Origin of the sequence: Natronospirillum operosum (genome assembly GCF_004768465.1) — a bacterium.
GTDB lineage: Bacteria > Pseudomonadota > Gammaproteobacteria > Pseudomonadales > Natronospirillaceae > Natronospirillum > Natronospirillum operosum.
The window spans coordinates 323,442-337,751 of sequence record NZ_SRMF01000002.1; the positions used below are offsets into that span (position 1 = coordinate 323,442).

Below are 14,310 nucleotides of genomic sequence, written 5' to 3' on the forward strand. Positions count from 1 at the left end.
CCAACCCCAAACCAACAACAACAAGTGTTTCCAAGAGGCAAAACCATGAAAACAAAGAAGCAAACCATTCTGTACCGTCCGGCGCACGCGCTGGCCGCCGTGGCCCTGTCTGCGGCCATGATCCCGGCGACGGTGAACGCCCAGGAAGTGATCGACCTGACTGTGGGTTCAAGCCACCCGACCACTATCCCCTGGGTCGGCATGATCCCCGAGGTTTTCATCCCGACCGTAAACCGCATCCTGGCCGAGGACGGTGACTACCAGATCAACTGGACCGAAGCCTATGCCGGCCAGCTGTACGGCGTCAACGCCACCCTGACCTCCATTCAGGACGGCATTGCCGATATCGGCTGGGTTTTCAGCTACCTGGAGCCGTCGCGCATGCCACTGGCCCAGATGAGTGCCTATACCCCCTTCACCACCAGTGATCCGGAGCTGATGCTGGCAGTCTGGAACGACATGGTACGCAACGTGCCCGAGTTCCGTGGTGAGTGGGAAGACCACGACGTCCATTTCCTGGGCGCCACGGCTTCCGATACCTATGACATCTATACCAACTTCCCGGTCGAGTCGATCGACGACCTGCGCGGTGCCCGCATTTCCGCGCCCGGCGTGCTGGGCGTCTGGCTGGAGCCGGTAGGCGCAGTGCCGGTAGATGGCACCCTGGCCAGCTACTACACCGACATCCAGACCGGGGTTTCGCAAGGTGTGGTCGGTCTGGCCACCGGTAACCTGCCGGCGCGCATCTACGAGGTATCGCCCTATATCACCCAAGTCAATCTGGGCGTGGTGTTCTCCGGTGGCCTGGCCATCAACCAGTGGACCTGGGACAGCTTGCCGGAAGCCGTACAGGAAGCTCTGGCCACCGCCGGTGAAGTGTACTCTCGTGAGCACGGCTACGACCTGGCCCAGCGCTATGAGTCCTCGATCGAAAGCATGGTTGAACTCGGCGCCAGCCAGAGCACGCCGGTGCAGGTCAACCAGTTGTCCGACGCAGAGCGTCAGGCCTGGATCGACGGCATGCCTGATCTTGCCCGCCAGTGGGTACAGCGCAACGCCGATCGGGGCTACCCGGCGCAGGATCTGCTCAATGCTTACATGAACGAGTTCCGTGAGCGCGGTCATGAACCGGAACGGGCCTGGGACGAAGACTGACCTCGTCGCCGCGACCTTCAACCGGTCATATGACCCAACGCAACAAGACCGTCCGGCCAGCCGTGAGGCTGGCCGGATGCCGGGAGTAACGGGCGATGTCTTTTTCTTTCAAGACCCTGATTCTGGGGCGCAGGCTCGGCAACGGACAGCACAACAGCCTGTTTGGTTATCTGGTGGATGGTCTGAACGCCATCGGGTCACTGCTGATTTTCGCCATCATGGCCATGATCGTGACCGATGTGCTGTCACGCAACCTGCTCAACCAGCCCATTGCGGGTGTGGCGGAGCTGGTGGCTGCGTCCATCGTCATGATCGTGTTTCTGCAACTGCCGGGCACCTTGCGCCACAACCGCATGGCACAGGCCGACATTTTCATCGTCGGCTTCACCGACCGGCACCCGCGCCTGGGCAACCTGCTGCAGTGCCTGTTCTTTCTGGCCGGGGCCTACATGCTCTATATCGTCTACAAGGGCACCCTGCCGACCTTTATTCGGGCCTGGGAACGCAACCAGTTCATGGGCGTTGAAGGCGTATTCACCTTCCCCGTCTGGCCCATCCGTTTCATTATCATCAGCTGTGCCGCCATCACCGTGGTGCAGTATGTGCTGCTGGCGCTGCAGGCCCTCTGGCTGGCCTGGCGCGGGCAGGCCACTCTGCCTGAGGAGGCCGAATCATGACAGGTCTCGAAATCGGCATTATTGCCGTCGTACTGATGCTGGTGCTGATCTATCTCGGCATGCATATCAGCATCGCGCTGATGCTGGTATCCCTGATTTCCATCTCCATGCTGCGCAACCCGGAACTGGCCACGCGCATGGTGGCTGCGGCCGCCAATGATTCGCTGAGCAGCTATCTGTACGGGGTGGTGCCGCTGTTTGTCCTGATGGGCCTGCTGGTGGTCATATCCGGTGTGGGGCGGGACACCTTCGATGTGTTCCAGTGGCTGCTGCGCAAGATTCGCGGCGGTCTGGGCATCGCCACCGTCGGCGCCAACGGTATCTTTGCCTCCATTACCGGTATCAGCGTTGCCTCGGCTGCCGTCTTTACCAAGGTGGCAGTGCCGGAAATGCGGCGTCACGGTTATACCCCCAAGTTCGCAGTGGGCGTGGTGGCCGGCAGCTCGGTGCTGGGCATGCTGATTCCACCCTCGCTGCTGATGATCGTCTATGGGGTACTGGCCGAGCAATCGGTGGGCCGGATGTTCATCGCCGGCATCATCCCGGGCATCATTCTGGCGACTGCCTTCTGTGCGGTCATCCTGCTGCTGTCCTGGCTGCGTCCCGGCTTCATGATGCAGGACAAGACCCAGACCGGCGCCGTCGAAGACGTGGCCGTCGAGGAAACCCCGCTGACGCTGTTCTCCAAGCTGGCGCCCATCCTGTTGCTGATGACCCTGGTACTGGGGGGCCTGTATTCGGGTTTCTTCACGCCGACGGAGGCTGGTGGTGTGGGCGCCTTCGGAGCCCTGCTGCTGGCGCTGGGCAAACGGCGCCTGACGCCCGGCAAGTTCTATCAGGTACTGGGCGAGACCGGCTATGTCGCGGTGTCCATCCTGTTCCTGATTCTGGCGGCGTCCCTGTACAGCCGCATGCTGGCCCTGACCGGCCTGCCGATGTCGATCGCACAGTGGGTCACCGCCCTGGATCTGAGCATCTATCACTTCCTGGCCATGTATCTGCTGATCATCATTCTGATGGGCTGCATCATCGATTCGGTATCCATCATGCTGATCGTACTGCCCATAGTGCTGCCAATTGCCCAGCACTTCGGCATGGACCTGATCTGGTTCGGTGTCATTACCGTGGTGGCAGTGGAGATCGGGCTGATCACACCGCCCTTCGGCATATCCGTCTACACGGTAAAAGCCGCCTTGAACGACAAGAGTGTGCCGGTCAAGGAGATTTTCAAGGGCGTGGTGCCCTTCTTCCTGACCATGGTCGTGGTGCTGATCATCCTGTCGGCCTTCCCGGCCCTGTCCACCTATCTGGCCTACCGATACTGACCCTGAGCGAGGATCCATCATGACTAGCGAATTACCACACGCTGCGCTGCAGACCGCGACCCTGGACCGCCTGTTCCGGGAGGCCCGTACCTACGCCTACTGGCAGGACCGGCCGGTGTCCGATGACACCCTGCACGAGCTCTATGAGCTGATGAAATTTGCCCCGACCAGCATGAACAGCAATCCGCTGCGGATCACCTTCCTGCGCACCCCGGAGGCCAAGGCCCGGCTAAAGCCAGCCCTGGCCGAAGGCAACATGCCCAAGGTGGAGGCGGCGCCGGTGACAGCCATTCTGGCCTTTGACCGCCGCTTCTTCGACAAGCTGCCGGAACTCTACCCGCACGTGGACGCCAGGGCCCTGTTTGTCGGCAATGAACCCTTTCAGGAGGAAACCGCCTTCCGCAACAGCAGCATTCAGGGCGGCTACTTCATTCTTGCTGCGCGCGCTCTGGGGCTGGACTGCGGCCCCCTCTCCGGCTTTGACAATGACAAGGTCGACGCGCTGTTTTTCGGCAAGGACAAGCCGAACTACCGCAGCAATTTCCTGTGCAATCTGGGCTATGGCGATGACAGCAAGCTGCGTCCCCGTGGCCCCAGGCTCAGCTTCGAAGAAGCCTGTGAGCTGATCTGACATCCGCCAGACGGATACCATGCCAAAACTAAAACAAGAGCAACAGACAGAGAGGAACGAAACATGTGCAGACTTTGTGACCTGGCCCGAACCGGGGCCCATGACCCGGCCGCTGCCGACAACAGCGGCGTCTCTGCCGGCAGTGGCATCAGTGATGGCACTGGCAGCCTGAAAATGGCCAACACCAGCTGGCCCGGACGCACCCGCCAACCCATGCCGGCCGGCGTCGGTACCGACGGCCGCCGCACCCTGATCAGGGGCGGCGCGGTAATGAGCATGGACCCCAGGGTGGGTGATTTCGCTACCGGGGATGTGCTGCTGGAAGGCAATCGCATTCTGGAAGTGGGGCCTTCCATTGACGCCGGCGATGCCGCCATCATCGATGCCCGTGGCAAGATCGTCATGCCCGGCTTCATTGACACCCACCACCACCAGTTCGAGACCGTGCTGCGCAGCTTCCTGACCGACGGCATCCTGGTGCCTGATGGCCAGCCGCACAGCGCGCTCAACTACTACGAGACCATCCTGCAGAAGTTCTCCATGGTCTATCGTCCGGAGGACGTCTACATCAACGAAGTCTACGGCGGCCTGTCGCAGCTTGATGCCGGCGTGACGACGGTCATGGACGTCAGTCAGATCCACCATTCGCCGGAGCACTCGGACTCGGTCATCAGAGCCCTGCACGACACCGGTCGGCGCGCCGTGTTCGGCTACTTCGAAGGCTGGGGTGATGATGCCCGCTACCCGCAGGATGCGCGCCGTATCCGCGAGCAGCACTTCAGCTCGGACGACCAGTTGCTGAGCATGATCATGGGTGGCGAGATCTATCTGCCCGGTTATGAAGAAAGCTGGAAGATCGGCCGCGAACTGAACCTGCCCATCGCCCTGCATGTGGTTGGCACCTTCGGCATGCAACCGACCTTTGATGAGCTGGCCCGGGCCGGCCAGTTCGGGCCGGACAACATCTTTATCCACATGACCGGCATGAGCGACATGGCCTGGCAGAAAGCGGCCGATGCCGGTGCTCATGTGTCGCTGTCCGTGCCCATCGAGATGACCATGCGTCACGGCCTGCCGCCCATGCAGAAAGCTCTGGATCTCGGCATGCAGCCGTCTCTGTCGTCGGATGTGGAATGCACCATGACCGCCGACATGTTCACCCAGATGCGCTCGGCACTGACCTATCAGCGCAGCTTTGTGAACGACCGCGCGCTGGCGGGCGAAGACAACCTGCCAGCCCTGCTGACGGCCCGGGATGCGATCCGCTTTGCCACCATCGAAGGCGCCAAGGGACTGAAGCTGGACCACAAGACCGGCTCCCTGACGCCGGGCAAGGAAGCCGACGTCATCCTGCTGGATGCCACCGCGCTGAACGTGGCGCCGCTGAACCATGTGCCCGGTGCCGTGGTGTCGCTGATGGAGCGCAATAATGTTGAAACGGTGCTGGTCGCCGGTGCCATCCGCAAGTGGCAGGGTGAACTGCTGGGCCATGATGTGGAAGGTCTGCGCCGGAAGATCGAAGACAGCCGTGATTACATCTTCAAGGCCGCCGGCATCGAACAGGATCTGTTCCGCACCTGATCAGATTCTGACCTTCAGTGTTACGTAAAGACGTAACACTGTGTTACCCATCGACACAGATCAACTGTGTGCGATGGGTAACACCTTTCCCTTTTTTTACCTAAGTTATTGTTTTTAAAACCTTTTCAAAAACTGGCACAGCATCTGCTATCCATAGCGTGCACAACAACAAAGGCCGCCAAACAAAAACAACAAGGCCCCAAGAGACAATCCGGCGCCCATCCAAAAATAATTCCAAGGGCGCTCTTTTATTGTCTGGTGCTGCTTTATGCCAGGCATCAGCAGCCGGCAACAAAAACAAGAATGGCCATTTCATCTGTCGGCGCCGACAACAAGAACAACAGGCGCCGGATTGCATTTGTACCCTCTCAGCACACCCGATCCATCTTCTCTCTGTGCGCAACCAGCACAGATATACTGCCCCTGATGACTGCCCCGCAGTCAGCGGACTGTCTGCTGTTTACTCAGACCAATTTGCGTTAGACTAGCGCGCATTCACGACAAGAACATGAACGAGCACGGTTTACCGAGGACCTTACCACTTGCTACAGGCCATCAAGCGCTTTTTCGGGAAAAATAACGGCACGGACGAACCCGAAATCACGACAGTCCCCCGCGATCAGCACCCCATTTCCCGCAAGCAGATCAGCGAGAACGCGCTGAAAGTGCTCTACCGGTTGAACAAGCACGACCATGAAGCCTATCTGGTCGGCGGCGGCGTGCGCGACATCATGGTCGGCATTCAGCCCAAGGACTTCGACATAGTGACTGACGCCACGCCGGAGGAAGTTCGGGCCCTGTTCCGCAACTCGCGCATCATCGGTCGACGCTTCAAGATTGTGCATGTCGTGTTCGGCCGCGAAGTCATCGAGGTGGCCACCTTCCGCGCCGGTGCCGAAGACGCCAAGGAACGCGGCGAGGGCGATGCCCACCGCCGTTCGGACAGCGGCATGCTGCTGCGCGATAATGTCTATGGCACGCTGGAGGAGGACATCGTCCGGCGGGATTTCACCATCAATGCCATGTACTACACCACGCACGACTTCTCGCTGGTCACCCTGGCGGAATCGCTCGATGACCTGGACGACCGCCAGATCCGCATGATTGGCGACCCGGTACAACGCTATCGCGAAGACCCGGTGCGCATGCTGCGCGCCGTGCGCTTTGCCGCCAAACTCGACTTTGATATCGAGCCAGCCACAGCAGCGCCCATTCCCAAAATGGCTGATCTGCTGGACAACATTCCCGCCGCGCGGCTGTTCGATGATGTGCTGAAACTGTTCATGAGCGGCTATGGCGTGCGCACCTATGAGCGCCTGCAGCAGTACGGTCTGTTCCGCCACCTGTTCCCGCATACTCAGGCCAGCCTGGACCAGGATGACAGCGGCCACTATGAGCGCCTGATTCTGGGTGCGCTCAAGAGCACCGATGAACGTATCGAACTTGGCAAGTCGGTAACCCCGGCCTTCATTTACGCGGCCTTCCTGTGGCCGGTCGTTGAAGCCCAGACCGAGATCAACCTGAACAGCGGCACCCCTCCGGTACCGGCCCAGCAGCAGGCTATCCAGGAAGCCATCAGCCTGCAGGGGCAGCGCACCTCGATTCCCAAGCGTTTCCAGTTCACCATGCGTGATATCTGGGAGCTGCAGCCACGGCTGCCCAATCGACAGGGCAACCGGGCCGAGCGTCTGGTGACCCATCCCAAGTTCCGTGCCGCCTTCGACTTCCTGCTCCTGCGGGAACAGGCTGGCGCCGATCTGGATGGTCTGGGCCAGTGGTGGGAGGACTATCAGAACGCCGATGACGAACAGCGCCAGCAGATGGTCAGCGCTCTGGGTGGTCAACGCCGGCGCAGCAGCAACCGGCGACCCCGCCGGCGCAATCGCCCGACCCTGTAGTCGGGCCTGATTCATTCGCAACCGCACTGAAGCCTTATGACACGCGTGCTCAATGACACCTTTGCCCAGGTCTATATCGGACTGGGCAGCAATCTGGACGATCCGGTAGCGCAACTGGATGCCGCCATCGGCTGGCTGCAGAGCGAGGCCCATGTGTCACTGCTGGTGGTGTCGGGCTACTATGCCACGGCCCCAATCGGCGGCCCGCCCGATCAACCCGACTTTGTGAACGCCGTCGCCGAGATCTCGACCCGCCTGACCCCGGAATCCCTGCTCGCGGCACTGCAACAGATCGAGGCCCGCCAGCAGCGCGAGCGCAAGGAGCGCTGGGGACCGCGCACACTGGATCTGGACATTCTGCTCTATGGAGAAGAGCGGATCAGTCTGCCGAATCTCACCATTCCGCATCCGCGCATGAAAGAACGGGCCTTTGTGCTGGTGCCGCTGGCTGATCTGGTGCCTGATGACCTGGAACTGGACGGACAACCGCTGGCCTACTGGCTCAAGCAGGTGGCTGATCAGGCCATCACAGCACTCTGACTGGCCTCGGTTGATGGCCCCCGGGCATCAAAGTAGGCCTGCGGGGCCTCATTATTGGACAGGGATGCATAATGCAGCACAGCGTTTCACCGTTGCTGCAGTTTCGGTATAGTTGCCGCCACCTGAACTGACGAGGTTAGCATGGCCAAGATTACCATCCGTACCCTGCAGAAAATGAAGGCAGAGGGCCGCAAGTTCACCAGCCTCACCGCCTATGATGCCACCCAGGCGCACTGGGTCAGTGCAGCGGGCATTGATGTCATTCTGGTCGGCGACTCCCTGGGCAATGTCATCCAGGGCCATGACAGCACCGTGCCGGTGACGGTAGCCGACATGGTCTATCACACCGCTGCCGTGGCCCGTGGCAATGGTGACAGCCTGCTGATGGCCGATCTGCCCTTCATGGCCACCGCCACCCTGGAAAGCACTCTGGACGCCTCCCGACAACTGATGCAGGCCGGCGCCGAGATGGTCAAGCTGGAAGGCGCCCGCTGGCTGGCACCGGCGATCGAACAGCTGGCTCGCAACGGCGTGCCGGTCTGCGCCCATCTGGGCCTGACCCCGCAGTCAGTCAACAAGTTTGGCGGCTACCGGGTACAGGGCAAGGATGACGCCGGCCTGCAATTGCTGGAAGACGCCGATGCACTGGTCGCCGCCGGTGCCGACCTGCTGTTGGTGGAATGCATTCCCGCCACCCTGGCCGCCGAGCTGCAGAAGCGCTCCCCGGTTCCAGTCATCGGTATTGGTGCCGGTGCCGATGTGGATGCCCAGGTGCTTGTACTCTATGACATGCTGGGTCTGAATCCGGGCCGCACTGCCCGTTTCGTGCGCGACTTCATGGCCGATGCGGACACCCCACAGGCCGCCATCGCCCTCTATGATCAGGCCGTGCGCAACGGAGACTTTCCGCAACCGGAGCACCAGTTCTGATGCAGATATATACCCAGCCGGAAGAACTGCGCCAACTCAGGCATGAACTGACGCTGACCGGCAAGACGCTGGCTGTGGTGCCCACCATGGGCAACCTGCATGATGGCCATCTGTCGCTGATCGAGAAGGCCCAGTCACTGGCCGATCTGGTGATCTGCACCATCTTCGTCAACCCGTCGCAGTTCGGCCCGGAAGAGGATCTGGACGCCTATCCACGCACACCGGATGCCGATCTGGCAGCGCTGCGGCGCTATCATGTCGACGGGGTCTTTACCCCGGGTGTGGAAGGCATGTACCCGCCGGGGGACGAGACCCGAGTCACGGTGCCGGCCCTGAGCGAACTGCACTGTGGCGCCGTGCGCCCCGGACACTTTACCGGCGTGGCCACCGTGGTGTGCAAGTTCCTGAACCTGATTCAGGCCGACTATGCGGTATTCGGCGAGAAGGATTTTCAGCAACTGGCCATCATCAGACGCATGGTCACCGACCTGTTCATCCCGACCGAAATCCACGGCGCACCGACCCTGCGCGCCGAGGATGGCCTGGCCCTGAGTTCGCGCAATGGTTATCTGACCGCCGACGAGCGCCAGCGCGCGCCGGAACTCTACCGGCAACTGATGCTGACGCGGGACCGTATTCAGCAGGGTGAACGCGACTACCGCCAGTTGGAACAGAGTGCCCACGAGCATCTGACCCGCGAGGGCTGGCGGCCGGACTATTTCTCCATCTGCCGGCAGCATGATCTGCAGGCCGCAGAACCGACTGATCAGAAGCTGGTCATTCTGGCCGCAGCCCGCCTGGGTCGGGCTCGCCTGATCGACAATCTGACGGTCGATTTGAAGCCCTGAGCCGTATCCGGCATACTCAGCATCCCGTCGGCCGGGCGACCGCAGCCGACGTCAGCAGGATCAGCAAGACAGGCCAAACTCCATGCAAACCCTGATGCTCAAAGCCAAACTGCACCGTGCCACCGTCACCGATGCGGTGGTGGACTATGAAGGCTCCTGTGCCATAGACAGCGATTTCCTGGCCCTGACCGGTCTGCGCGAGTATGAGCAGATCCAGGTCTACAATGTCGACAACGGTGAACGTTTCACGACCTATATTATCCGGGGCGAGCCCGGCAGCCGCATGATTTCCATGAACGGGGCTGCTGCCCACAAGGCCGGCGTGGGTGATCGGGTCATCATCTGCGCCTACGGGCAGTTCGACGAGGCGGAGCTGGAAGATTTCCGACCGCGTCTGCTCTATCTGGTGGAACACAATGCGGTCAGCCATACCAGCAACGCCATCCCGGTACAGCTGGCTTCCTGAACCGGGAATCCGCAGATCAATCAGCCAAACCGAAACCGATTACAGGAACAGACGCCATGACCGCGCCCACCGAACTGAATGCCTGGAAAGCCCTGCAGAACCACAAGTCCGCCATCGAATCCACTGATCTGCGGGCCCTGTTTCAGCAGGACAACACCCGCCATGACAAGTTCTCTCTGGAAGCGGCGGGTCTGCATATCGACTTTTCCCGTCACCGGGCCACCCAGGACACCTTCCAGCGGCTGCTCGACCTGGCCCGGGAAGCCAACCTGGAAGCCGGCATTCAGGCCATGTTCAATGGAGAGCCGATCAACAACACCGAACGCCGTCCGGCCCTGCATGTGGCCCTGCGCAACCGGTCCGATGCCGCCATCAAGGTGGACGGCAAGGATGTCATGCCGACGGTGCGTGACACCCTCAAGCGCATGCGCAGCTTCGTCAAGGCAGTGCACCGCGGCGACTTCAAGGGTCATACCGGCAAGAAGCTGCGTACCATCGTCAATATCGGCATCGGCGGCTCCTTCCTCGGCCCCAAGGTGGTCAGCGACGCCCTGCGCCCCTACTGGCAGGACGGCTACGACCTGCGCTATGTGGCCAATATCGACGGCACCGACATCACCACGGCCTGCCGTGATCTGGACCCGGAAACCACCCTGTTCGTGGTCTGCTCCAAATCCTTCGGCACGCTGGAAACACTGAAGAACGCCGAAGCCGCGCGCGCCTGGTTCCTGCAGCAGGGCGGCAAGCAGAAGGATGTGAAGCATCACTTTGTGGCGGTATCGACCAACATCAGGGCGGCCACCGAGTTCGGCATCGACGAGAACAACATCTACCCCATGTGGGACTGGGTCGGCGGGCGCTACAGCCTGTGGTCGGCCATCGGCCTGCCGCAGGCCATCGTGCTGGGCATGGATACCTTCGAGCAGTTGCTGGACGGCGCGCATGCGATGGACGAACACTTCCGTACTGCCAAGCTGGGCGAAAACCTGCCGGTGGTCATGGGGCTGCTGGGCATCTGGTATCAGAATTTCTGGGGCGCCGAGTCACAGGCCGTGCTGGTCTATGACGAATCACTCAAGGAGTTCCCGGCTCATCTGCAGCAGATGGACATGGAGTCCAACGGCAAGCGGGTCACCCGTGACGGCGACCCCGTCAACTGGCAGACCGGCGCCGTGGTCTGGGGCGGCACCGGCACCAATGGTCAGCATGCCTACCACCAGTTGCTGCATCAGGGCACGCGCCTGATTCCGGCCGATTTCATCATGCCGCTGCGCAGCCAAAACCCGGTGGCGGACCACCATGCCTGGCTGTTTGCCAACTTCCTCGGCCAGCAGCAGGCCATGCTGGAAGGCAAGACCGAAGACGAGGTGCTGGCCGAACTGCTGACGCAGGGCATGGATGAGAAGCAGGCCCGTGCGCTGGCCCCGCACAAGGTGATTCCGGGCAATCAGCCGCATACCGCCATCACCTTCGACCTACTGACGCCGGAAGTACTGGGTGCGCTGATCGCGCTCTATGAGCACAAGGTGTATGTGCAGGGACATATCTGGGGCATCAATTCGTTCGACCAGTGGGGCGTGGAACTGGGCAAGGTGCTGGGCAATGCCATCCATGATGTGCTGCACAAGGGCGACCTCAAGCCCTACGACGACTCCACCGCCGCCCTTATCCGGCGCTACCGCAACTCGCAGTAGGGTTGGGGCGGGGTATCCGGGCTTGCCGGCAACCAAGTTGATATCCAGAGTCTGACGGACCGTCGCCCTCTGAGACAAGCCGCCTCTGCGGAGTACCCTGACCGCAGACACGCAAAAAACGTCGTCCCTGACAGCTCGACTGCGCACATCCATGTGCGCAGACGGTCTGCGGATCAGGATACCACCGCGCGGCGGCCGCACCATCAGTGCCAGCTTCAAGAAGGCACTCGACCTGTAGAGAGGCAAATGTAGCGAGGAACGCAAGTCCCGATTGGGCCCACGGGAGGGGGCGGCTACGCCGCCATCGCGACTCGCGTCGCTCACTACAACAGAGGCATTTCTGTAGGCAGTGGCCCTTGGCCACGCATGCGTGAGCAAGGCTCACAGCCTACAGTATGGCGGCACGGCTGGAGTCGCCTGCCGGGTGCATGCCCTGTGAGACCGTTTGCGGCCAGGGATGGCCGCAACCGAGCTGTCAGGGATGACGTATTTTGCGTGTCTCACAGGGCATGTACCCGAGCGTGGCGACGGTCCGTCAGACTCTGGATATCGTTGCTGGCAAGCCAATGCACCCCGCATAGGCGGCTTGTCTCAGCAACCAACCGCCTTCTAGGTACCGTGATAGGCGCCCATATCGGGGCCGAAGCTCTGCCGGATCTCCTCGCGCAGCCACTGCACGAAAAAGCGCACCTTGGCGCGCACAAAGTGTGCCTCGGGCGCGACCAGATAGTAGCCCTGCTCCACTTCGATCTCGTGCTCGAACACCCGCACCAGCCGCCCCGAATCCAGCAGATCCTGCACCAGACTGCGGCGCACCAGCGCCAGTCCCTGGCCTGCCACCGCCCCATCAATCAGCAAGGAAGGGTCCGCCACGGACAACACCGAAGGCGACCGCACCAGCACCCCCTGAGCTTCGGACCAGGTCGCCCAGCCCGGCTCCGCATCAGGCCCGGACTCCTCCAGCCGTGGCAGCCGTCCCAGATTGTCCAGCGTCGGCTGCTGGGCGGCGACAAACTCGGGCGCGGCCACCACCAGCCGGCTGTCCCGCAGTATCAGCTCACTGCGCAGACCGGGGTAACGGCCGCGGCCATAGCGTATGGCCAGATCCATGGTGCCGTCGGAGAAGGTCTCCAACTGATCATCTGGCTGCAACTGCACCCGGACATCCGGGTGCGCCTGATGAAACCCGCCCAGGCGCGGCAACAGCCAGCGCCCGGCCAGGGCCGGCAATACCGACAGGCCGAGCACATGGGGGTCGGCATCGTCCTTGACCAGGGTGACGCCGGCCCGCAGCGCAGAAAAGCCCTGCTGCACATAGGGCAGCAGACGCTGCCCCTCCCGGGTCAGGCGCACCTCGCGGTTGCCGCGCTCGAACAGGCTGACGCCCAGCGCCTCTTCCAACTGGCGGATCTGGTGGCTTACCGCCGCCTGAGTCACAAACAGCGCCTCGGCGGCAGCCTTGAAGCTGCGACGTTCAGCCACATACCAGAAGGCACGCAGCGCGGTCAGGGGGGGCAGGTCAGCCATGATGGCAATGGGTCTCCTCGATGATCAGCGGTGATCGCTTTCCCAGTTGAACAGCAGCACGCCCAGACTCAGGAACAGCACGGTCATGACCACCAGCACGGACAGGTGATAGCTGACCTCGGCCAGGCTGGCAGCATCCAGCATGATCATGCGCGCCGCCTCCACCATATGGGTCAGTGGCAGCAGTTCGGCCAGCAGTTGCAGCCAGTAGGGGGCGCCTTCGATGGAGAACCAGGCCCCCGACAGAAAGATCATGGGCCAGGTACTGAAATTGATCAAGCCACCCGTCAGTTCCTCGCTGCGCGAACGGGCGGCGATCAGCAGGCCCAGCGAAATCAGGCAGAGAGTACCGAGCAGACCGACCACTGCCAGGTTCAGATAGCTGCCGATCATGACGATATCCAGTGCCCAGATGGCGCCCGCCAGCAGGCAGGCGCTGACAGCCATGACCAGCAGCAGGCGGGAAGCCATGTGGGCGCCCAGAAACTCCAGGGTGCTCAGCGGTGTGGCATGCAGACGCTTGAGCACGCCATTCTTGCGATAGCGCACCAGCACATAGCCTACCCCGAACAGACAGGCAAACATGATATTCATGGCCAGCACACCGGGCATGGCCCAGTCGACATAGCGCACCTCGAAGCCGCCGATCAGTCGGCGCCGGTACTCCGGGTCCTGCCAGGCCAGCAGCTCTTCCAGCACCTGCCCTTCGCGAGAGGTTTCGTTGATCCAGTACAGGCGCTGGTCGACATCCAGCACCAGATGGATCTGATGGCGCCGCAAGGCGGCCAGAGCCTGCTCCTGCGAGGCGTAGGGCACCGTGCCTACCTGTTCGGAGCGGGTAATCTGCGGCTGGCTGACATAGGCATCCAACTCGCTCAGAATCCCTACCTTGAACACCGGGTTGGCGTTGCCGAAGATCAGTGCAAAGCCGACGATCAGCATGATCGGGAAGGCAATGTTCCAGATCAGGGTGCTGCGGTCGCGCACGAACTCTAGGTTGCGGGCTGTGAGTACAGCAAGAAAGCGACGCAGACTCAT

Annotated in this window: 13 protein-coding genes; 11 read left to right on the forward strand and 2 right to left on the reverse strand. The window is 61.6% G+C overall.

The genetic code is table 11. The features are described 5' to 3' along the window. Positions 1–45 precede the first annotated feature (45 nt). From E4656_RS07950 to pgi, 11 genes are all read left to right on the forward strand, one after another. Positions 46–1,155, forward strand: coding sequence for a C4-dicarboxylate TRAP transporter substrate-binding protein (locus E4656_RS07950; RefSeq protein ID WP_135482668.1), 1,110 nt, complete (start codon positions 46–48; stop codon positions 1,153–1,155). A 95-nt stretch (positions 1,156–1,250) separates the two neighbouring features. After that, positions 1,251–1,832 (forward strand): TRAP transporter small permease subunit, encoded by a 582-nt coding sequence (locus E4656_RS07955; protein WP_135482669.1) that lies wholly within the window; start codon positions 1,251–1,253, stop codon positions 1,830–1,832. Further along, positions 1,829–3,157 (forward strand): TRAP transporter large permease, encoded by a 1,329-nt coding sequence (locus E4656_RS07960; protein WP_135482670.1) that lies wholly within the window; start codon positions 1,829–1,831, stop codon positions 3,155–3,157. Before E4656_RS07955 ends, E4656_RS07960 begins: the two co-directional genes overlap by 4 nt. Positions 3,158–3,176: 19 nt before the next feature. After that, positions 3,177–3,788 (forward strand): malonic semialdehyde reductase, encoded by a 612-nt coding sequence (locus E4656_RS07965; protein ID WP_135482671.1) that lies wholly within the window; start codon positions 3,177–3,179, stop codon positions 3,786–3,788. Between the two features lie 63 nt (positions 3,789–3,851). Next, a complete protein-coding gene (locus E4656_RS07970; RefSeq protein WP_135482672.1) occupies positions 3,852–5,369 on the forward strand; it encodes an amidohydrolase family protein in 1,518 nt (505 codons plus the stop codon). Positions 5,370–5,911: 542 nt separating this feature from the next. After that, the gene (pcnB, locus tag E4656_RS07975) at positions 5,912–7,267 is read left to right on the forward strand and encodes a polynucleotide adenylyltransferase PcnB (protein ID WP_135482673.1); all 1,356 of its coding nucleotides are present in this window, start codon (positions 5,912–5,914) and stop codon (positions 7,265–7,267) included. A gap of 36 nt (positions 7,268–7,303) precedes the next feature. Continuing rightward, positions 7,304–7,807: a 2-amino-4-hydroxy-6-hydroxymethyldihydropteridine diphosphokinase gene (gene folK, locus E4656_RS07980; RefSeq protein WP_135482674.1), complete on the forward strand. Its 504-nt coding sequence runs from the start codon at positions 7,304–7,306 to the stop codon at positions 7,805–7,807. 141 nt (positions 7,808–7,948) lie between these two features. Then, positions 7,949–8,737 carry a 3-methyl-2-oxobutanoate hydroxymethyltransferase gene (panB, locus tag E4656_RS07985; RefSeq protein WP_135482675.1) on the forward strand — a complete coding sequence of 263 codons (789 nt, stop codon included), beginning with the start codon at positions 7,949–7,951 and terminating at the stop codon, positions 8,735–8,737. Next, positions 8,737–9,585 carry a pantoate--beta-alanine ligase gene (gene panC, locus E4656_RS07990; protein ID WP_135482676.1) on the forward strand — a complete coding sequence of 283 codons (849 nt, stop codon included), beginning with the start codon at positions 8,737–8,739 and terminating at the stop codon, positions 9,583–9,585. The genes panB and panC overlap by 1 nt, the downstream gene beginning before the upstream one ends. A gap of 82 nt (positions 9,586–9,667) precedes the next feature. After that, a complete protein-coding gene (panD, locus tag E4656_RS07995) occupies positions 9,668–10,051 on the forward strand; it encodes an aspartate 1-decarboxylase (RefSeq protein ID WP_135482677.1) in 384 nt (127 codons plus the stop codon). A 56-nt stretch (positions 10,052–10,107) separates the two neighbouring features. Then, complete coding sequence (gene pgi / locus E4656_RS08000; RefSeq protein WP_135482678.1) at positions 10,108–11,745, forward strand: glucose-6-phosphate isomerase; 1,638 nt, start codon at positions 10,108–10,110, stop codon at positions 11,743–11,745. Between the two features lie 609 nt (positions 11,746–12,354). Here pgi and E4656_RS08005 read toward each other — a convergent pair. Together E4656_RS08005 and E4656_RS08010 are read right to left on the reverse strand one after the other, a co-directional pair. Then, the gene (locus E4656_RS08005) at positions 12,355–13,272 is read right to left on the reverse strand and encodes a LysR substrate-binding domain-containing protein (RefSeq protein WP_135482679.1); all 918 of its coding nucleotides are present in this window, start codon (positions 13,270–13,272) and stop codon (positions 12,355–12,357) included. A 24-nt stretch (positions 13,273–13,296) separates the two neighbouring features. Then, on the reverse strand, positions 13,297–14,310 hold the full coding sequence (locus E4656_RS08010; protein WP_240753933.1) for an ABC transporter permease: 1,014 nt from the start codon (positions 14,308–14,310) through the stop codon (positions 13,297–13,299).